The sequence below is a fragment of the Streptomyces sp. CMB-StM0423 genome (genome assembly GCF_002847285.1).
GTDB lineage: Bacteria > Actinomycetota > Actinomycetes > Streptomycetales > Streptomycetaceae > Streptomyces.
In genome coordinates this window covers 2,425,946-2,442,596 of sequence record NZ_CP025407.1, presented here as the reverse complement: position 1 = coordinate 2,442,596, position 16,651 = coordinate 2,425,946, and the positions used below count along the sequence as shown (strand labels likewise).

The 16,651-nt window shown below is 74.4% G+C and carries 20 protein-coding genes; 8 read left to right on the top strand and 12 right to left on the bottom strand.

Translation table 11 applies throughout. The features are described 5' to 3' along the window. Nucleotides 1-25 precede the first annotated feature (25 nt). The 3 genes from CXR04_RS10335 to CXR04_RS10325 form a co-directional block, all read right to left on the bottom strand. On the bottom strand, nucleotides 26-853 hold the full coding sequence (locus CXR04_RS10335; protein ID WP_101421552.1) for an SAM-dependent methyltransferase: 828 nt from the start codon (nucleotides 851-853) through the stop codon (nucleotides 26-28). Nucleotides 854-937: 84 nt separating this feature from the next. Then, the gene (locus CXR04_RS10330) at nucleotides 938-1,231 is read right to left on the bottom strand and encodes a DUF397 domain-containing protein (protein WP_101421551.1); all 294 of its coding nucleotides are present in this window, start codon (nucleotides 1,229-1,231) and stop codon (nucleotides 938-940) included. Beyond that, nucleotides 1,228-2,121, bottom strand: coding sequence for a helix-turn-helix domain-containing protein (locus CXR04_RS10325; protein ID WP_101421550.1), 894 nt, complete (start codon nucleotides 2,119-2,121; stop codon nucleotides 1,228-1,230). The genes CXR04_RS10330 and CXR04_RS10325 overlap by 4 nt, the downstream gene beginning before the upstream one ends. A gap of 260 nt (nucleotides 2,122-2,381) precedes the next feature. Between CXR04_RS10325 and CXR04_RS10320 the strand changes: the two genes are divergently transcribed. Beyond that, nucleotides 2,382-2,828, top strand: coding sequence for an ATP-binding protein (locus tag CXR04_RS10320; RefSeq protein WP_101421549.1), 447 nt, complete (start codon nucleotides 2,382-2,384; stop codon nucleotides 2,826-2,828). Nucleotides 2,829-2,963: 135 nt separating this feature from the next. Here CXR04_RS10320 and CXR04_RS10315 read toward each other — a convergent pair whose 3' ends face one another. Beyond that, nucleotides 2,964-3,878 carry a LysR family transcriptional regulator gene (locus CXR04_RS10315; protein ID WP_101421548.1) on the bottom strand — a complete coding sequence of 305 codons (915 nt, stop codon included), beginning with the start codon at nucleotides 3,876-3,878 and terminating at the stop codon, nucleotides 2,964-2,966. A gap of 183 nt (nucleotides 3,879-4,061) precedes the next feature. Between CXR04_RS10315 and CXR04_RS10310 the strand changes: the two genes are divergently transcribed. Together CXR04_RS10310 and CXR04_RS10305 are read left to right on the top strand one after the other, a co-directional pair. Next, nucleotides 4,062-4,901 (top strand): NmrA family transcriptional regulator, encoded by an 840-nt coding sequence (locus CXR04_RS10310; RefSeq protein WP_101421547.1) that lies wholly within the window; start codon nucleotides 4,062-4,064, stop codon nucleotides 4,899-4,901. Continuing rightward, nucleotides 4,898-5,566 carry an anthrone oxygenase family protein gene (locus CXR04_RS10305; protein WP_101421546.1) on the top strand — a complete coding sequence of 223 codons (669 nt, stop codon included), beginning with the start codon at nucleotides 4,898-4,900 and terminating at the stop codon, nucleotides 5,564-5,566. The genes CXR04_RS10310 and CXR04_RS10305 overlap by 4 nt, the downstream gene beginning before the upstream one ends. 76 nt (nucleotides 5,567-5,642) lie before the next feature. Here CXR04_RS10305 and CXR04_RS10300 read toward each other — a convergent pair whose 3' ends face one another. Together CXR04_RS10300 and CXR04_RS34800 are read right to left on the bottom strand one after the other, a co-directional pair. After that, nucleotides 5,643-6,176, bottom strand: a complete 534-nt coding sequence (locus tag CXR04_RS10300) for a GNAT family N-acetyltransferase (protein WP_101421545.1) — start codon at nucleotides 6,174-6,176, stop codon at nucleotides 5,643-5,645. Nucleotides 6,177-6,315: 139 nt separating this feature from the next. Beyond that, the gene (locus CXR04_RS34800) at nucleotides 6,316-6,483 is read right to left on the bottom strand and encodes a hypothetical protein (protein WP_159072301.1); all 168 of its coding nucleotides are present in this window, start codon (nucleotides 6,481-6,483) and stop codon (nucleotides 6,316-6,318) included. Nucleotides 6,484-6,527: 44 nt separating this feature from the next. On the opposite strand from CXR04_RS34800, the gene CXR04_RS34795 reads away from it, so the two are divergent. Continuing rightward, nucleotides 6,528-6,806: a hypothetical protein gene (locus CXR04_RS34795; protein ID WP_159072300.1), complete on the top strand. Its 279-nt coding sequence runs from the start codon at nucleotides 6,528-6,530 to the stop codon at nucleotides 6,804-6,806. 50 nt (nucleotides 6,807-6,856) lie between these two features. On the opposite strand, the gene CXR04_RS10290 is transcribed toward CXR04_RS34795, so the two are convergent. The 5 genes from CXR04_RS10290 to CXR04_RS10270 form a co-directional block, all read right to left on the bottom strand. Further along, nucleotides 6,857-7,369: a hemerythrin domain-containing protein gene (locus CXR04_RS10290; RefSeq protein ID WP_101421544.1), complete on the bottom strand. Its 513-nt coding sequence runs from the start codon at nucleotides 7,367-7,369 to the stop codon at nucleotides 6,857-6,859. Between the two features lie 241 nt (nucleotides 7,370-7,610). Next, nucleotides 7,611-8,651, bottom strand: coding sequence for a TIGR03086 family metal-binding protein (locus tag CXR04_RS10285; RefSeq protein WP_101421543.1), 1,041 nt, complete (start codon nucleotides 8,649-8,651; stop codon nucleotides 7,611-7,613). Further along, entirely contained in the window at nucleotides 8,648-9,043 is a 396-nt protein-coding gene (locus CXR04_RS10280; RefSeq protein WP_101421542.1) for an ArsR/SmtB family transcription factor, read from the bottom strand. Before CXR04_RS10280 ends, CXR04_RS10285 begins: the two co-directional genes overlap by 4 nt. A gap of 83 nt (nucleotides 9,044-9,126) precedes the next feature. Beyond that, nucleotides 9,127-9,540 carry a thiol-disulfide oxidoreductase DCC family protein gene (locus CXR04_RS10275; protein WP_101421541.1) on the bottom strand — a complete coding sequence of 138 codons (414 nt, stop codon included), beginning with the start codon at nucleotides 9,538-9,540 and terminating at the stop codon, nucleotides 9,127-9,129. Then, nucleotides 9,518-10,840: an acetylserotonin O-methyltransferase gene (locus CXR04_RS10270; protein ID WP_234380149.1), complete on the bottom strand. Its 1,323-nt coding sequence runs from the start codon at nucleotides 10,838-10,840 to the stop codon at nucleotides 9,518-9,520. Before CXR04_RS10270 ends, CXR04_RS10275 begins: the two co-directional genes overlap by 23 nt. Before the next feature lie 279 nt (nucleotides 10,841-11,119). Between CXR04_RS10270 and CXR04_RS10265 the strand changes: the two genes are divergently transcribed. The 3 genes from CXR04_RS10265 (at nucleotide 11,120) to CXR04_RS10255 (ending at nucleotide 14,144) form a co-directional block, all read left to right on the top strand. Beyond that, on the top strand, nucleotides 11,120-11,422 hold the full coding sequence (locus CXR04_RS10265; RefSeq protein ID WP_101421540.1) for a hypothetical protein: 303 nt from the start codon (nucleotides 11,120-11,122) through the stop codon (nucleotides 11,420-11,422). Between the two features lie 161 nt (nucleotides 11,423-11,583). After that, nucleotides 11,584-13,575: an alpha/beta fold hydrolase gene (locus tag CXR04_RS10260; RefSeq protein WP_101421539.1), complete on the top strand. Its 1,992-nt coding sequence runs from the start codon at nucleotides 11,584-11,586 to the stop codon at nucleotides 13,573-13,575. 11 nt (nucleotides 13,576-13,586) lie between these two features. Then, nucleotides 13,587-14,144 (top strand): hypothetical protein, encoded by a 558-nt coding sequence (locus CXR04_RS10255; RefSeq protein ID WP_101421538.1) that lies wholly within the window; start codon nucleotides 13,587-13,589, stop codon nucleotides 14,142-14,144. 71 nt (nucleotides 14,145-14,215) lie between these two features. Here CXR04_RS10255 and CXR04_RS10250 read toward each other — a convergent pair whose 3' ends face one another. After that, nucleotides 14,216-14,923, bottom strand: a complete 708-nt coding sequence (locus tag CXR04_RS10250) for a response regulator transcription factor (RefSeq protein WP_234380148.1) — start codon at nucleotides 14,921-14,923, stop codon at nucleotides 14,216-14,218. Between the two features lie 338 nt (nucleotides 14,924-15,261). Between CXR04_RS10250 and CXR04_RS10245 the strand changes: the two genes are divergently transcribed. Continuing rightward, nucleotides 15,262-16,539: an outer membrane protein assembly factor BamB family protein gene (locus tag CXR04_RS10245; protein WP_101421537.1), complete on the top strand. Its 1,278-nt coding sequence runs from the start codon at nucleotides 15,262-15,264 to the stop codon at nucleotides 16,537-16,539. Nucleotides 16,540-16,651: the final 112 nt, after the last annotated feature.

Genomic DNA, 16,651 nt, shown 5'->3' with positions numbered 1-16,651 from the left:
CGCGGCGTCCGCCGCCCCCGGTCCGCTACGCCTTCCGCGCCACCGCCGCGTACTGGGACACCTCCGCGTCCAGCAACTCCGCTTCGCTGCCGGCGTCCGGGTCCCTGCCGGGCTTCCAGCGGTGCGGGGGGACCAGGCCCGGAGTGACCAGCTCAAGACCGGCGAAGAAGGGTCTTATCGACTCTTTCGCGCGTATGGTCAGGGGGATGCCCTGCCGGTGGTAGATCTCCTGGATCTTCCCCATGCCCTCGGGGTCGAAGTCGGGGGTGCCGTGCGACAGGGCCAGGAAGCTGCCCGGGGCCAGCGGCTTGAGCAGCGTCTCCATGATCTCGTGGGGTGCGTCGCGGTCCGGGATGAAGTGGAAGAGCGCGTTGCAGGAGAGCGCGACCGGCCGGTCCAGGTCCAGCGTGCCCCGTAACTCGGCCGCGTCCAGGATCGTGTGCGGCGCGGTGACGTCCGCGTGCAGATAGGCGGTGCGGCCCTGCGACGCGCTGGTCATCAGGGCCTCGGCGTACCGCAGCACCAGCGGGTCGTTGTCGGTGTAGACGACCCGCGCGGCCGGGTTGGCGTCCTGCGCGACCTGGTGGAGGTTGGGTTCCGTGGGTATGCCCGTGCCGATGTCGAGGAACTGGTCGATGCCCGCCTCGGCGGCCAGCCAGTGGGTCGCGCGGCGCATGAACGCGCGGTTGACGCGGGCGGCGGTACGGGCCTGGGGCCAGACGGAGAGCACTTGCCGGGCGGCGGTGTGGTCCACCTCGTAGTTGTCGTGCCCGCCCAGGATGTAGTCGTAGATGCGGGCGGGGTGCGCCCGGGTCTGGTCGACGCGGGTGGGATCGGCGGTCTCGTCGGTCACCTGGTCAGTCCGTTTCGGTCGTGCCGGCGCTCGGCGGTGGGGGGCGGCGTACGGGACGCGCGGGGGCAGCGGCCGGTGTGCCCGTCAGGAGAGCAGGAAGTCCGCGTCCCCGTTCTTGATACCCGCGATGAACGCGCGCATCTCTTCGGCGGTGTAGATCAGCGCGGGACCGTCGTCCGCGGTGCTCTGCCGCAGCGCCACGCGGCCGTCCACGAGCCGCTTAGCCTCGACGCAGGCGTCGCCGTTGGGGCCGCTCCACGGCTTGTCCCAGCCGTCGGTGCCCAGCTCGCGGGCGGGCATGCCGTTGTACACCTGCCCCCCGCCCGGTGCGCCGGTGCGGTGGGCGTCGTTCGTACCGTGCGTGTGCGCCATCCTCATACTTCCTTCCGGATGCTGGCGATGATGTTCTCGGTCTGATGTGCCGGCGGCGCCTGGGTGGATATCCGGTTGAGGGCCTCCAGGCACTGGGAGACCAGCGCGGTGTCCTCCACGTAGGCGGGGCCGGTCAGGCTCTCGCTGTAGCCGAAGTCGCCCAGCTCCGGGGCGGGGAAGCGCAGCAGGTGCAGCGGCCCGTACATGGCCGGGTGCGGGCCGGTGTCGAACGGGAGCACCTGGAGGGTGACGTTCGGCATCCGGGTGGCCTCCGCCAGCCGGTCGAGCTGCGCGCGCATCGTCTGCGGTCCGCCCACGGTGCGGCGCAGAGCCGCCTCGTCGACGATGGCCCACAGCCGCAGCGGCTTCGGCTCGCGTATGAGCAGTCCCTGGCGCTCCATCCGCAGGGTGACGCGGCGCTCCCGCTCGCCGGGGGCCAGCGTCAGTTGCCCGGCGGAGAGCAGGGCGCGGGCGTAGTCCTCGGTCTGCAGCAGTCCGGGCACGCAGTGGGGCTCGTACGCGCGGATGAGGGTCGCGGCCGACTCCAGGCTCACGTACAGGCCGAACTGCTCCGGCAGGACGTCGCGGAACCGGTGCCACCACCCGGGCTTGTTGGCCTCCTCGACCAGGTCGAGGAAGGACTCGATGTCGTTCTGCGGCAGACCGTAGGTGCGCAGCAGCTTCTCCACGGAGGCGTACTTGAGGCCGACTTCGGCCTTCTCCATGCGCCGGACGCTGGTCGCGTTGACGCGCAGCGCCTTGGCGGCCTGCTCGGGGGTGAACCCGGCGCTCTCGCGCAGGTTCTGCAGCCGGCGGCCCAGCACGAGCTGCCCGGCCGTGGGGGCCGACTGGCCGGATATGGCCGCCGCGCCCGCCTCGCCGCCCGCTCGCGCCATCGCGTCTGCACCTCCCGGAACAACTGTGGGGCGTTGTCGGTGGGGTTGCCGGTGCGCAGTGTGCCACGCCACTGGGATCGTTCGCAGCGTTATGCATTCCCGCATGTGCAGTCTGCAAAACAGCGCTTGCGATCGGTGACCGGCCCACGCATAGTTGGCGAGTGACGCCGTTCACACGGCCGACGCCCGCCCACGTGCGAATCTCCGGGGCGGTCGGACGCCGTGTCCCCCTCGACGGACGTACGGAAGGCATCCGGCCCATGGCCTCCTCATCCCACATCGCGCTCGGCACGACGGCGGACTTCGACGCCGCGGCGCACGGCGAGAGCTTCGAGCTCGTGGCCAGGGCCGCCGCGGCGGCCGAGGCGCGGGCGCACGTCCGGCGGCTGCTCGACGGCTGGCGGCTGGGCGGCGACGCGTGCGACGCGGCCCAGTTGGTGATCTCCGAGCTGGTGACCAACGCCGTGCTGCACGCGAGCGGCGGCCGGATCGTCTGCCGGCTGGCGCTGCGGCCGCCGGGGGTGCGGCTGGAAGTGCGGGACCAGGGCGGGTCGTACGGGGTCCCGATCCACACCGTCGCGGGGCCCGAGGACGAGTGCGGGCGCGGGCTGGGCCTGGTGGCGGCGCTGAGCGAGGCGTGGGGGACGGAGCCGTCGGGACCGGGGTTCGCGGTGTGGGCGACGCTCAGGGCGCCGCGGCCGGTCTGAGACGGGCGGGCGCGTGCGGCGCACGGCGGGGAGGGGGCGTACGCTCCCGCGGGGCCGAACTTGGGTGCTGCGGGTCGAGTCCCGCGGCTGGGAAGTGAGTCCGCCGCTATGGAGTGAGCCGGCAAGGGGCCCCCGCTACCGGTCCGCCGGCAGCAGCGGGTTGCCGTTCGCCGCGACGAAGTCGCGGGCCGCGACGCCGAAGGCGCGGATCCGGTTGGTCTCCCCCGCGGTGCGCCACATCAGCCGCCATTCGTACGGCAGCCCGTCGGACATCGGCACGTAGACGACGTCGGGGCGCGCGTCGTACAGGCTCGCGTGCGTCGGGACGGGGAAGACGCCGCGGCCGGCGCCGACGAGCGCGAACATCTCCTGGATCGTGGCGAAGTCGTCGCCGCGCTCGATGGGCCGGCCCGCGGGGGTGACGGCCGGCACCGAGAGCGCGTCCACCTCGTCGGGGATCGCGCGCGGGCGCAGTACCTTGTCGCGGGCCAGGTCCTCCAGCGAGACGGACGCGCGGCGCGCGAACGGGTGCCGGGCGGAGACCGCCAGCACCGGGGGCTCGCTGAACAGCACCGGGCCCGCGGACAGCTCCGGGTCGAAGACCGGCGCCGCGAGCAGCAGCACGTCCACGACGTCCCCGGCGAGCAGCCCGGCCACGTCCGCGTACCGCGCCTCGGTGATCTCCACCCGGCAGTCCGGGTGCCGGATGCGGAACTCCTCGGCGACCTGCATCACGAACTGCGCCACGGCGGTGCCGAGGAACCCGACCCGCAGCACCCCCTCCACCCCGCGGCCCGCGGCCACGGCGCGCGTGAAGCCGTCGAGGAGCTGCCGGTACGCGGGCTGCACGTCGTCGTAGAGGCGGCGGCCGATGGGCGTCAGTTCCACCCGGCGGCTCGACCGGTCGAACAGCGGTGCCCCGACGGCGCGCTCCAGCTTCTTCACCGACTTGCTCACCATCGCCACCGACACGTGCAGCCGCTCGGCGGTGCGGCCGAAATGCAGCTCCTCGGCCAGCGCGAGGAACGTCTCGATCTCGCGCCGCTCCATGGCGCCCCCTTCCGGCTACGGTCACGATCACCCCTGGTCAGAGGGGATATCCGGGGATCGTCAACCCCCGGTTAACGATACTTGCCCGGTTGCTCGTTGTTGTCGATTCCTTTTCGGCGGAGGGTCGTGGTGTGGCGGAAACACACCGCCCACACCACGCACCGCATCCGGGGAGGACTCCGTATGACTCGCCACGACCTGACCCTCGTCACGGGCGGCACCGGCAAGACCGGCGGCCGGCTCGTCCACCTGCTGACCGGCCGCGACCTGCCGGTCCGTATCGGCTCCCGCTCCGGCGGCGTCCCCTTCGACTGGGAGGACCGCGCGACCTGGGGGCCCGCGCTCGACGGCGTGCGCTCGGTTTACCTCTCCTACTACCCGGACCTCGCCGTCCCCGGCGCGCCGGAGGTCGTCGGCGCCTTCGCCGAGCTGGCGGTGGCGAAGGGCGCGCGGCGCCTGGTGCTGCTGTCGGGCCGCGGCGAGGAGGAGGCCGCGGCCACGGAGAAGGCGGTGGCGGCGACGGGCGCGGACCTGACCGTGCTGCGGGCGGCGTGGTTCATGCAGAACTTCAGCGAGAGCTACCTGCTCGACCCCGTGCTCGCCGGAGAGGTGGCGCTGCCCGCGGGTGACGTCCGCGAGCCGTTCGTGGACGCCGACGACATCGCTGCCGCGGCGGTGGCCGCCCTCACCGAGGACGGCCACGTGGGGCGCACGTACGAGCTGACAGGACCCCGGCTGCTCACCTTCGCCGAGGCCGTCGCGGAGATCGCCGCGGCGACCGGGCGGGATCTGAGCTACGTCACGATCCCGCTGGCCGACTTCACCGGGGGGCTGGCCGCGGAGGGCGCCCCGCAGGAGGTCAGCGACCTGCTGACGTACCTCTTCACCAGCGTCCTCGACGGCCGCAACGCCCACCTCGACGACGGTGTCGGGCAGCTCCTCGGCCGCCCGGCCCGCGACTTCGCCGGCTACGCCCGCGCCACCGCCGCGACGGGCGTCTGGAACCCGGAGAACGCCTCGTGAAGAACCTTCAGACAGCCACCCTGCTCGCCGGCGTCCTCACCTCAGGACTCATGGCCGGCCTCTTCGCGGCCTTCGCCTACGCGGTGATGCCGGGCCTGGGGCGGTCCTCGGACCGCACCCTCGTCGAGGCGATGCAGGGCATCAACAAGGCGATCATCAATCCGGTGTTCATGCTCCCGTTCATGGGCTCGCTCCCGCTGCTCGGCCTGGCCGTCGTGCTGGCGTGGCGCGGCCAGGGCCGCGAGGCGCTGCCGTGGCTGATCGCGGCGCTGGTGGTGTACGTGGTCGCGTTCGGCGTCACCGTCGCCGGGAACGTCCCGCTGAACGACCAGCTCGAACAGGCCGGCGACCCGGACCGGGTGCAGGACCTGGCCGCGGTCCGGGCGGACTTCGAGGACAGGTGGGTGGCCCTGAACGTCGTCCGGGCGGTGCTGCACACGGTCGCCTTCGGGCTGCTGGCGTGGGCGCTGATCGTGTACGGGGCACACCGGCCGGCCGGCGACGCGGAGGCGGCGCGGGGCTCCGGCACGGGGTGGCAGGGTGCGCCCGCGCAGCGGGGTGCGCCCGCGGCGCCGGGGCAGCCGGGTCCTGGGTGGCAGTACCGGGCGGAACCGGCGGCCTGGCCCGGGCCGGCGGCGGCTCCCCCGCCGACGACGTACCGCTGATGCCGGCCCTCCCGTCGCCCGTCGCCCCTGGAGTGGGGGCGGCGGGCGGCGTCGTCGATGTACGGCGTGCGGGGGCTTACCCGGCGGGGTCCGCGCCGTTCAGGGTGCGCTGCATGAGGATCGTGTCGACCCACTGCCCGTTCTTGAACCCCACCTCCGTCAGCCGCCCCACCTGCGTGAACCCGTGCCGCCTGTGCAGCCCCGCCGAGGCGTCGCTGCCGGTGTCGGCGATGACGGCGATGATCTGCCGCACGTCCGCCCGCATACACCGGTCGACCAGCTCCGCGAGCAGCGCGCCGCCGATGCCCTGCCCGGTCCTGCCGGGCGCGAGGTAGACCGAGTTCTCGACGGTCCGCCCGTACGCCGGCTTCGGCCGCCAGGGCCCGGCGTAGGCGTACCCGGCGACGGTCCCGTCCACGTCGGCGACGAGGAACGGCAGCCCGCGGTCGGTCAGTTCCGCCAGCCGCCGGTGCCAGTGGCCGACGGGCGGCGGGGTCAGCTCGAAGGAGATCACGGTGTGGTCGACGTAGTGGGCGAAGATCGCGGCGGTCGCCGCCATGTCGTCGGCGGTCGCGGGGCGGATGACGGCCTTTGCCGGGGAGGTGGACACATGACCATTGTGCGCCGGGTGGGGGAGGGGGCGTCCGGCGGGCGGGGGTGGTGCGGCGGGAGCGCCACGGGCGGGAAGCGCGGACGGCGCACGGGGTGACGTGCGCGTCGTACGGGCCGGGGGCGGCGGTCCGGGTGTCCTACGGACCTGCGGCGTCCGCGATCCGGGCCGTGATGCGGTCGGCGTCGGTGCGTTCCGCGGGTGGCAGGGGGCGGATGCGGGCGGCCTCGGCGAGGAGGCGGGCCGCGTCGCCGGCGTCGCCCGCCAGCGACGCGGCGCCGGCCAGCCCCTCGGTCGCCAGTGCCACGGCCCGCGGGTCGGAAGCGGCGCGGCCAGCGCCAGGCTCTCGGTGTGCCGGGCGCGGGCCCGGTCCGCGTCGCCGCGCTGCTCGGCGACGAAGCCGAGTTCGGCGAGGACGTAGGCGAGCCCCGAGCGGTGGCCGTCGTCGCGGTGGGCCTGCTCCGCGGCGTAGAGATGCTCCTCGGCGGCGTCGAGCCGGCCCTGTCTGCGGGCGGAGGTCCCGAGGCCGACGCGGCGGCCCGTATCCACGAGGTCGCCGGCGGCATCCCGGTCGGCTCGGTGACGTACGGCATCGAGCCGATGGACGCCGCCGCCTTCCGCGCCGCCTGACCCCCGGGTCCGGCCCCGGGGGTCAGGCCCGTAGCCCCGGCCTCCCGGGGCTACGCGCCGTCCTTCCCCGTGCCCGGCAGCCCGAGCAGGTCCTCGGTGCTGCCGGCGTCGGCCGGCAGGGCGTCGAGGGCCGCGACGATCGTCCGCTCCTCGAAGCGGAAGTGGGACTCCACGATCGCGCTCAGCCCCTCCAACTCGCCCCGTACCCGCGCCGCGTCCTGCTCGTCGGGGTCCTCGGACACCTGGTCGAGGACCCGCTCCAGGCTCTGCAGGAGGCCGCTCATCATCGCGTGGTCCTCCTCCATCTTGGCGATCAGCGGCCGCAGTTCCGGGTCGCGCGCGGCGAGCGCGGGGAAGGCGCCGCGGTCCTCGCCGGTGTGGTGCGAGGTCAGCGCGGTGCAGAAGGCGAGGCAGTGGGCTTTGAGGTCGCGCGGCCGGGGGCCGCCGGCCAGGTAGTCGTCGGTCTCCGTACGGAGCCGGGCGAGCTCCGCGCGGAGCCCGCGGTGGATGGCGAGGAGTTCGTCGCCGAAGGCGACGAGCCGCGCACGGGATTCGGGGGACATGGCGCCATCCGATCACGGCGGCCCCGGCCCCCGGAGCCGGGGTCTCCCCGGCCGTTCGGGGGCGGGCTCGCCGGGCCCGCGGTTAGCCAGCGGCTGGCCAAGTGACCGTCAAGCATCGGCCAAATCCCCGGCATGACCCGCGCCGGGCGGCTCACCAGCGCATACGCTGCACGCACGGTCCTGTCCCTGCCACGGGCGGCGCGGCAGGGACAGGAACGGGGCCGGTCGCGTACGGCCGGGTTCAGGGCGTGCGGCCGATGAACGCCAGCAGGCGGGTCTGCACGTCGGCGCCGTCCGGGACCTCGACGCGCGGCCCGTAGTGGCCGCTGCCGCGCAGCACCTCGTCCATCGGCAGCATCCCCGCGAGCAGAGCGGCGCACTTGGCCGGATCCAGGCGCTCGTCCTGGCCGGTCGCCCGGGCCAGATCCCAGGTGTGCATGAAGACGTCGCTCGTGTAGAAGCGGTCGATCGCCTGGGCCAGCGGCAGGTCGCCGGTCTGCGGGTGCGAGAGCGTCCTGCCCGCGGTGGCCGGGTCGTCCAGCAGCGACTGCACGGCGTCGTTGTGGACCTGCCAGGCCGCCACCGGGTCCTCATCCACCGGGGGGCCCTGCGGCAGCTCGATGCCCGCGCCCGCCTTCAGGAAGCCCGGGAACCACTCGACGAGGTGCCGTACGACGTCCCGCGCGACCCACCCCTCGCACGGCGCCGGGTCGTCCCACCTGCCCGCCTCGACGCCGCGGACGCGCGCCGTGAAGCCGGCGGCGATCCGGCGGTGCTCTTCGGCCGCCTGGGTGCCGTCGAGGAGGGAGTCGAGCCGCTCGTACCCCTCGCGGATGCCGGTCTCGGCGCCGCTGGCGATCATCCCGTCGCGGGATTCGAGGGAGTCGAGCAGCGACGTGGCGGTGAGCCGGGTGCGCCCGCCGAGGTCCTCGAAGACGGCGGTCTCCAGGCTGACGCTGTCGGGCATGCCCTCGTAGGTGAAGGTCTGGACGATGCGGTCGGCGGGGCGCACCTCGTGGAAGACGCCGTGGAAGGCGTACTCGTTGCCCTCCTCGTCGGCGTGGACGTAGCGGTAGGAGCCGTCGGTGCGGGCGTCGTACCGGTCGATGGTCATGGTCAGCCCGCGCGGCCCGAGCCACTGGGCGACGAGGTCGGGGTCGGTGTGCGCGCGGAACACCCGCTCGGGCGGGGCCTCGAACTCCCGGGTGATCACGATGGTGGGCAGCGCCGGGTCGAGGACGATCCCGGTCTCGTTGCGGTGGCGGGTGGGCGTGGTGCTCATGATGCTTCTTCCTTCGTCGTCCGGGGGTTCGCCGCCGGCGGTACGTCCTGGGCGTCCATCCGCTCCAGGACGGCGTCCAGGCGGCGGTAACGGTCCTCCGCCGCGCGCCGGTAGCGCTCTATCCACTTCGTCATGAGGTCGAAGACCTCCGCCTCCAGGTGGCAGGGCCGCCGCTGGGCGTCCCTGCTGCGGCTGACCAGGCCGGCGTCCTCCAGGACGCGGATGTGCTTGGAGACGGCCTGCACGCTGACGTCGTACGGCTCGGCCAGCTCGTTGACCGTGGCGTCGCCCGCGGTGAGGCGGGCGACGATGTCGCGCCGGGTCGGGTCCGCCAGGGCGGAGAACACCAGCGACAGTCGTTCGTCGGGCTCGGGCTCGGGGACCGAGGTCATCTCACGTCCTCAACTGTTCGGTTGAATACACGCTAGCCCGGACGCCGGCGCATCGTCAACCGTTCGGTTGAATATCCTGGTGGCTACCGCTGGGGGAGCCCGCAGCTCGCGCCCGAGCGGGCCGGGAGGAAGGGGAAGCGCAGCCGGTAGCGGTTGCGGGAGACCAGGCGGTAGACGGCCGCGGCGGGGCGGCGTACGGGCCGGGCGGCGAGCGTGCGGCCCAGGAGCCGGCCCGCGCGGTTCCCGCTGCGCAGGGTGCCGGCGATGGCCAGGGCACCGCCCGGCGGCGCGGTCGCCGCCGGGGCCGCCCCGGAGGGCGCGTGCCCCACCTCCTCGACCAGCACCACCTCGCGCAGCAGCCGCTCCTCCGGCACCCCGTACACCGCCGGGTCCACCGACTGCCACGGCACGATCCGCACGTCCGGCGCGAACCGCCGGCGCCCGAAGTCGGCCCACCCGGTGCAGAACCCGCAGTCACCGTCGTACAGCAGCAGCATCCCGCGCCTCCTCCGTCTCGTGCGGTGTCCCGCTCGTCCCCTCCAGCATGTGGTGGTGCGCAAGACCGGGCAAAGCCGGGGGCAGCTCAGGGGGCAGCGCGAGACCCGCGCGGGCGAACAGCCCGCGGTACTCGGCGAGGGTGCGCTCCCGCCCCGCCGTCAGCACCATCATCTCCACGTCGCTCAGCGCCATCGCCACCTCGGCGTCCGCCTGCGTACGGGACCCGCCCGCCGCCTCCGGCAGGACGAGTGCGGGCACCAGCACCCGCCCGCCGGGCCGCAGCGCCGCCCGGCAGGCGCGCAGCACGCGCACGCAGTCGTCGTCGCCGAAGTTGTGCAGGATGTTCTTCAGCAGGCAGGCGTCGGCCGGGCCGCCGCCGTCGCCCGCCGTGACCGCGGCGAAGAAGTCGCCTTCCACCAGCGTGCACCGGTCCGCCACCCCCGCCGCCCGCAGCACGCCCGGCGCCGCGGCGAGGGCCGCGGGCCGCTCCAGCAGGGTGCCGCGCAGGTGCGGGTACGCGCGCAACAGCGCGGCGAGCAGCGTGCCGTCGCCGCCGCCGACGTCCACGAGGTGGCGGATGCCGCCGAAGTCGAAGCCCGCGAGCACCGGTTCGGTCACCGCGGCCGTCACCGTGCCCATCGCCTTGTTGAACCGTGCCGCCAGCGGCCCGTCCGTCTCCAGCGCCGCGAAGAGGCCGGTGCCGTGGGCGTGGTGGAAGGCGGAGCCGCCGTCGCGTACGGCGTCCTCCAGCGCGCCGTACGCCTGCCACACCGCCGGGTCGCCGTACAGCTCCGCGAGCCGGCGCAGCCGCGGGTCGTCGCGGAACAGCTCGCCGAGCAGGGTCAGTTCGTAGCGCCGGCCGGGCCGTACGGTCAGCAGGCCCAGCGCCGTCGCGGCGCGCAGCAGGCGGCGCAGGGACGGCTCGTCGGTGCCGGTGGCGTGGGCGAGGCGGTCGGCGGGCAGCGCGGTGCCGGCGAGCGCGTCGGGGATGCCGAGGCGGACGAAGGCGCCGGTGATCCGGGAGAGCGCGAAGCCGTAGACCAGGGTGCCGGTCGCGGCCCGTACGGCGGCGGCCTCCTCGGCCCCCCGCCCGCCGCCGCCGCGCCCGGCCCCCTGGCCGGCCGCGGTACCGGCGCCCTGCTGCCCGGCGTGCTGCCGCCCGCCAGGGCGCAAGGCCCCCTGCCCCTCGCGCGGTTCCGCGCCGCGGCCCGCCCCCGCAGGCCGCGTCCCCTCCTGCCGGTCGCGCTCGTCCCGCTCGCGCGTACGCTCCCCGCCCCCGTCGTGCGTCGGCTCGCTCATGCTCCGGCCCTTCCGCTCGGCGTCTCCATGCCCCGGAACGTAGGACCGCCGCCCGCGCCCGCGCATCCGCAGTTCGCCGGAGGGGCCGCCGCACACGAGCGGGCTACGGGGGATTGACAAACCGGGCCCCGGGCGCGCTGCCCCCGCCCGTACCCGGACCGGCCCGCGGCGTCAATCCTCAGAACTCCTCCGTACCGGCCGCCAAGACGGTGCATTGACCGGATGCCGGGCCCCGCCGGCGCACCTAGCTTCGGAGTCTCCCGACGAAAGGAGAGGGTCATGACCACGACCCTTCAGCCCCCCACCACGGCGGACTCCCGCATCGCCGTCTGGGCGCAGAAGAACGCGGCGGAGCACGACGAGCACTTCGTCGCCCCGACCGACCGCGTCGTCCCGGTGCTCTTCACCCCGCTGATCGCGCTGACGGTCGCCGGGGCGGTCGGGTGCGCGCTCGGCCCGGTGACGAGCTTCGTCACGGCCTTCGGCTACCACGACGGCACCTCGCCCGACACCCCCGGCGGCGCCGCGCTCCGGGGCCGTTCGGTCGACCAGTTGACCGGCGGCCACCCGGGCATGGTCTGACGGCCGGCCCGCACCTCCGCCGCCGTACGGCCTGACGTCCCGGCACCGCCCGCACCTCGGTACCACCCGGCGTCCGGCCGGCCGCGGCGCTCCCGGGCGGACGGCACCCCCGCCGCCGCCCGGGAGCGCACTGCCGTTCCGCCAGAAGGGAGACCCCACCCGTGACACCCCCCAGTGCTCCACCCCCCTCCGCTGCCGCCGCCCGCCTGCCGGCGGGCCGGTTCGCCGACCGGCTCTACGGCGGCCGGGACGACATCGACACCGTGTTCCGCAAGCTGGAGCTGATGACCTCCGTCGGCGCCACCATCGGCGCCGTCGAGCAGCTCGCCACCGCCGAGACCCTCGCCGACGACGGCCTGTTCGCCTGGCCCGTGATGCGGCTGCGCGCGCCCATGTGGTGGCGCCGCGCCGGCGAGGAGCGGCTGGAGAAGGTCTTCGGCTACCCCGGCATCGTCGGCCTGGTGCAGACCCGCGCCCTGACCGGCCTCGGCCTGCTGCTGCCCGGCGCCACCCGAGCGCAGCGCGGGGTGCTGGCCGCGACCATGTGCGGCACCGCGCACGGCCTGCACACCCGCATGGGCGGCTTCGGCCTCGACGGCTCCGACCACCTGACGTTCGTCAACTACGCGGTGTCCGCCGCGGAGAAGGCGTTCGGGCACGACCCGCGGGCCCGCGAGATGCTGGTGCGCTTCCTCGCCGCGCAGGTCTGCATGGCGTACTTCACCTCGGGCGCGGCCAAGCTCATCTCCCCGGTGTGGCGTGACGGCACGGCGATCCCCGAGATCTTCCGTACGAGCACCTTCGGCGACCCGCTCTTCTACCGCGCGGTACGCGACCGGCCGTGGCTGGCGAAGTCGGTGGCGTGGGCGACGATCCTCGGCGAGATGGCGTTCCCGCTGGTGCTGGTCGCGCCGAAGCCCGTGGCACGCGGCATCCTGGCCTCCGGCACGGCGTTCCACCTCGGCAACGCCCGCTTCATGGGCCTCAACCGCTTCGTCTGGTCCTACTGCTCCACCTACCCGGCGCTCGCGCACGTCTCCCGCTCCCTCGGCCCGCGCGCCCGCACCGCCGCCCCGGCCGCCTCCCCTGCGTCGCACGCCGCCACCGCGGGCCGGCTGCTGCGCGCCGCCGCCGGACCCCGCGGCGCCGCCGCCGTCACCGCCGGCGCCGGGCTCGCGCTGCTGGCCGGCGCCGCCGTCCGGCAGGCGGGCCGCGCCCGCGACGCCCGGCTGCGCCGCGACGCACCCGGCGAACTCCTCACCGTCGCCGGCCGCACCCTCCACGTCCTGCCCCGCAACTCCGCCGCGGACGGGCCCTCCGTCGTCTTCGAGAACGGCCTCGCCGCCCCCGCCACCCAGTGGGGCTGGGTGCAGCGCGGCCTGGACCCGCGGACGCCCAGCGCCGCGTACGACCGGCCCGGCATCGGCTGGAGCGACGCCGCCGACCGCCCGCAGGGCCCGGACGAGGCCGCCGACGTCCTCGCGGAGACCCTGCGCACCCTCGGGCTCAAGCCTCCGTACGTCCTCGTCGGCCACTCCATCGGCGGCCTGCTGGTCCGCACCTTCGCCCGCCGCCACCCCGAACTCACCGGCGGGCTGGTGTTCGTGGACGCCACCCACCCCGAGCAGTTCGTCCGCTCCCCGCGGCAGCGCGAGGCGCTGCCCTGGATCCGGCAGCGCATGACGACGACCGGGCTGCAGGCGGCGCTCGGGCTGCTGCGCTACTCCAGCCGCCCGCAGCAGATGAGCGGGCTGCCGGCGCCGCTGGGCGAGGCCACGGCGCGGATCGTGCGCCGGCCGCGGCTGTGGCGTACGGCGCGCGAGGAACTGGCCGAGTCGCAGCGCACCTGGTGCCCCGACGCGCGGCAGCCGCTGCCCGCGACCGACACCCCGGTCGCGGTGGTGACCGCGGGCGAGACGGTGCGCAGCGACCCACTGCACGCCGAGTTCCAGCGGGAGCTGGCGCTGCTGTCGACGGTGTCGCGGCACGATGTCGTGGAGGAGGCGGGACACGAGTCGCTGGTGCTGGACGAGGCGCACGCCGCCCATGTCGTACGGGCCGTGGAGTGGGCGCGTATGCGCGCGGCCAAGGGCGCCGCCCCCGTCGTGACCCTGAAGGCCGGGAAGGCGAAGCCGGCCCCCGACAGCGCCTGAGGAGACCGCACATGACCACCTCCACCGCACTCCCGCGGGCCGCCGCCCGCTACGGGCTCTACGGCGTCCTCGCCTCCTGGCTGGGGCTCACCGCGGCCAAGCAGTTCCGCAGGACCCCGAAGTTCCTCACCCGCATCGACCCCATCAACACGGCGATCCCCGTCACCACGTTCTTCGCCCCCAACCCCGGCCGCTCCGACATCCACGTCCTCAAGCGCGAGCGGCTGGCGGACGGCGGCACCACCCAGTGGTCCGAGTACCCGATGCTGGAGCGGCGCACGATCCGGCACATGCTCTGGCACCCCGGGCGGCGGGTGGAGAAGCTGCTGCCCGACACCGTCTCGGAGCTGACGCAGCTCGCGCTGGACGAGAAGCGCATCGAGGTACTGCAGTTGACCATCCCCTATCTGGCGCTGCTCACCTTCGTCACGCACCACTGCCCGCACCCGCCGGGCTCCCGGCAGGTGCAGTTCCTCGTGGTGTCCTCCGGCGGCTTCGACGAGGAGGAGGAGCCGCGCACGCTCTTCGCGTCCGACTTCCACGAACTGCCGGAGAAGGTCCGCACCTGACGGCCGTACGCGACCCGCATGCGTCACCCGCGTACGCGGCCGCCTCCGCACCCGGCGCACCGCGCCCTCCCTCAGGCGCGGTGCGCCGGGTGCGCGATCAGCGACTGCTGCAGCGCGGCGATCACCGCCTGCGTACGGTTCCCGGCGCCCAGCTTGCGCAGGATGTGCCCCACGTGCGTGGACACCGTGGCGGGGCTGATGCACAACGAGCGGGCGATGGCCCCGTTGGACATGCCCGCGGACATCAGGCTCAGCACCCGCTGCTCCCGCTCGGTCAGCACGTCCACGCCGACGGTCAGCGGCCCGCTGAGCACGTCGCTCAGCCGCCGCGACACCCGGCGCAGCAGCCGCGGCGAGACGAACAGGTCCCGGGACGCGGCCGCGTACAGGCCGGCCGCGGTGTCGAACACCGAGTCGTCCGGCAGCATCACGGCCGACGCGCCCAGCGCCAGCGCCTGCGCCACCTGGCTCTCCTCACCCCCGCACACGACGGCCAGCGGCCGCGGCCGGCCCACGCCCCCGCCCGCCCCGGCACCTGTCCCGGCGCCGCCGTCTTCTGCCCCGTACTCGGCGGTCCCCCGCGGCGGCACCAGCCGCCGGAACTCCCGTACGGACTCCCCCATGGCCGCGGCCGGCCGCGCCAGCCAGACGTCCACCCGCCCGGCCTCGGGGCGCGAGACGGCGTCGGCCACCACGGTGCTGCTCAGCACGATGTCGATGTGGAATCTGTCGAGTGCGAGCCCGAGCACGTGCGACAGGTGCCGGCGGTCAGGCGTCACGATCCCAATGGAAAGCACGCGAACTCACCTCACTGATACGGAAACGGTCGCGCAGTCAACCCGACTGGTCAATTCGCAAGCTACCGCCCTACCCGTGGGTGACCCGCGCGTGGGACCCGGCGGATCGTGCCCGGTTCGGCCCGTTTCCACAGCCGTCCACCCGGCCCTGAACGGGCGCGACGGCACCGCCCGCCCGGCCCGCGGGGCCCGCTTGTGGGGAAAACAGCCCTGTATCGTGGCCGACTTCCGCCCCACCCGTAGCGGAACCATCCTGTCCGCGGTCGCGTCCGAAGAAGCTGAGTCGATCACGACAAGAAGACAAGGACACAAGCGACTGTATGGGTGCGAACACAAAGAAGTGGGCGTTACTGGCCACGATGGCCGCGGTGCTGCTGGCCGCGGGCTGCGGGGACGACGGCGACGAGGGGAGCGACGCCGCCGACGGCGGGGCCCCGCTGGCGGAGGAGTGGAAGACGCCGGCCGTGGCGCACGAACCGAAGGACGTGTGGCTGCCGCCGCTGTGGGTCACCGGTGACCAAGTCGTCGGCATCAGCACCGAAGGGGTCACAGGACACAACGCCAAGACCGGCAAGGCCGCCTGGGAACTGGCGCCGCCGGAGGGCGCGGGACAGCCCTGCGCCGCCTCGCCGACCGTGAACGCCGACGGCGTCGGCGCGGTGCTGTTCGGCCCGGCGGACGCGAAGGCCGGCGACGACTCCTGCGCGGTGCTCGCGGTGGTCGACACCAAGAGCGGCGAGCTGCTCTGGAGCAAGGACCTGACCTCCGGCGACAGCGCGTACCCGAGCGCCGACGTCATACCCGTCAGCGTCGGCGAGGAGGCGGTCACCGTCGAGCTGATCGAGGACGGCCTGCACCGCTTCTCACTCGACGGCGAGGAACTGCCCACCCCCGAGGTGACGGTGGGCGAGCAGTGCGACGACTTCTACGTCGACTGGCGGCACAGCGCCAAGTACCTGGTCGCCGTCGTGGACTGCCCCGACCTGACCGGCGCCGAGAACCACATCGCCGGATACGACGCGGTAAGCGGCGAAGAGCTGTGGACCGCGGCGGACTTCACCGACGAGGACCAGCCCGCCCGGGTCGAGATCCTCACCGACGAGCCGCTGACGGTCGCCACGCAGGAGCGGCTGGTGTCGTTCGGCGAGGACGGCAAGGTGCTGACCGACCTGCCGCTGAAGCGGCCCGACGGGTATCTCCACCTCGACCCGGGGGACTTCACCATCCGGGACTCGGTGCTGGTCACCAGCTACGACGACGCCACCAACGACTACGTGGGCATCGATCTGACCACCGGCAAGGAGCTGTGGAAGAAGGAGTTCGACTTCGCTCCGCACCCGCTGGCCCCGGGCAGCGGTTCGGGCGGCGAACTGGTCGCGCTCCGCGACGGCATGATCGAGGGCGAGAACGCCATGGGCGAGTACCTGGCGCTGTGGGACGCGCGGAAGGGCGGCGAGCCGTCGACCGCGGGCATGCTGCCGGAGAACGCGGGCTCCGCGCAGGCGGTGGCCAGCAGCGACGACGGCGGCGTGCTGTACGTGCTCGCCGAACCCGAGGTCGGCGAGGAGGCGCTGCAGATCGAGGCGTACCGGCGGTAGCGCGCCGGGCGGGGGCCGCCGCCGTACGCAGGAGCGCACGGCGGGCCCCCGGGCCCGCGCCGGCCGTCGGGGCGGAGCCGAACTCCCCGCCGCAGTACGGAAGTCGGGGACT

What these genes read in the sequence shown, in the direction of transcription:
- CXR04_RS10330 (WP_101421551.1), bottom strand. Translation starts at nt 1,231, where the DNA reads ATGAGGATGGCGCACACGCACGGTACGAACGACGCCCACCGCACCGGC.
- CXR04_RS10325 (WP_101421550.1), bottom strand. Translation starts at nt 2,121, where the DNA reads ATGGCGCGAGCGGGCGGCGAGGCGGGCGCGGCGGCCATATCCGGCCAG.
- CXR04_RS10320 (WP_101421549.1), top strand. Translation starts at nt 2,382, where the DNA reads ATGGCCTCCTCATCCCACATCGCGCTCGGCACGACGGCGGACTTCGAC.
- CXR04_RS10315 (WP_101421548.1), bottom strand. Translation starts at nt 3,878, where the DNA reads ATGGAGCGGCGCGAGATCGAGACGTTCCTCGCGCTGGCCGAGGAGCTG.
- CXR04_RS10310 (WP_101421547.1), top strand. Translation starts at nt 4,062, where the DNA reads ATGACTCGCCACGACCTGACCCTCGTCACGGGCGGCACCGGCAAGACC.
- CXR04_RS10290 (WP_101421544.1), bottom strand. Translation starts at nt 7,369, where the DNA reads ATGTCCCCCGAATCCCGTGCGCGGCTCGTCGCCTTCGGCGACGAACTC.
- CXR04_RS10285 (WP_101421543.1), bottom strand. Translation starts at nt 8,651, where the DNA reads ATGAGCACCACGCCCACCCGCCACCGCAACGAGACCGGGATCGTCCTC.
- CXR04_RS10280 (WP_101421542.1), bottom strand. Translation starts at nt 9,043, where the DNA reads ATGACCTCGGTCCCCGAGCCCGAGCCCGACGAACGACTGTCGCTGGTG.
- CXR04_RS10275 (WP_101421541.1), bottom strand. Translation starts at nt 9,540, where the DNA reads ATGCTGCTGCTGTACGACGGTGACTGCGGGTTCTGCACCGGGTGGGCC.
- CXR04_RS10270 (WP_234380149.1), bottom strand. Translation starts at nt 10,840, where the DNA reads ATGAGCGAGCCGACGCACGACGGGGGCGGGGAGCGTACGCGCGAGCGG.
- CXR04_RS10265 (WP_101421540.1), top strand. Translation starts at nt 11,120, where the DNA reads ATGACCACGACCCTTCAGCCCCCCACCACGGCGGACTCCCGCATCGCC.
- CXR04_RS10255 (WP_101421538.1), top strand. Translation starts at nt 13,587, where the DNA reads ATGACCACCTCCACCGCACTCCCGCGGGCCGCCGCCCGCTACGGGCTC.
- CXR04_RS10245 (WP_101421537.1), top strand. Translation starts at nt 15,262, where the DNA reads ATGGGTGCGAACACAAAGAAGTGGGCGTTACTGGCCACGATGGCCGCG.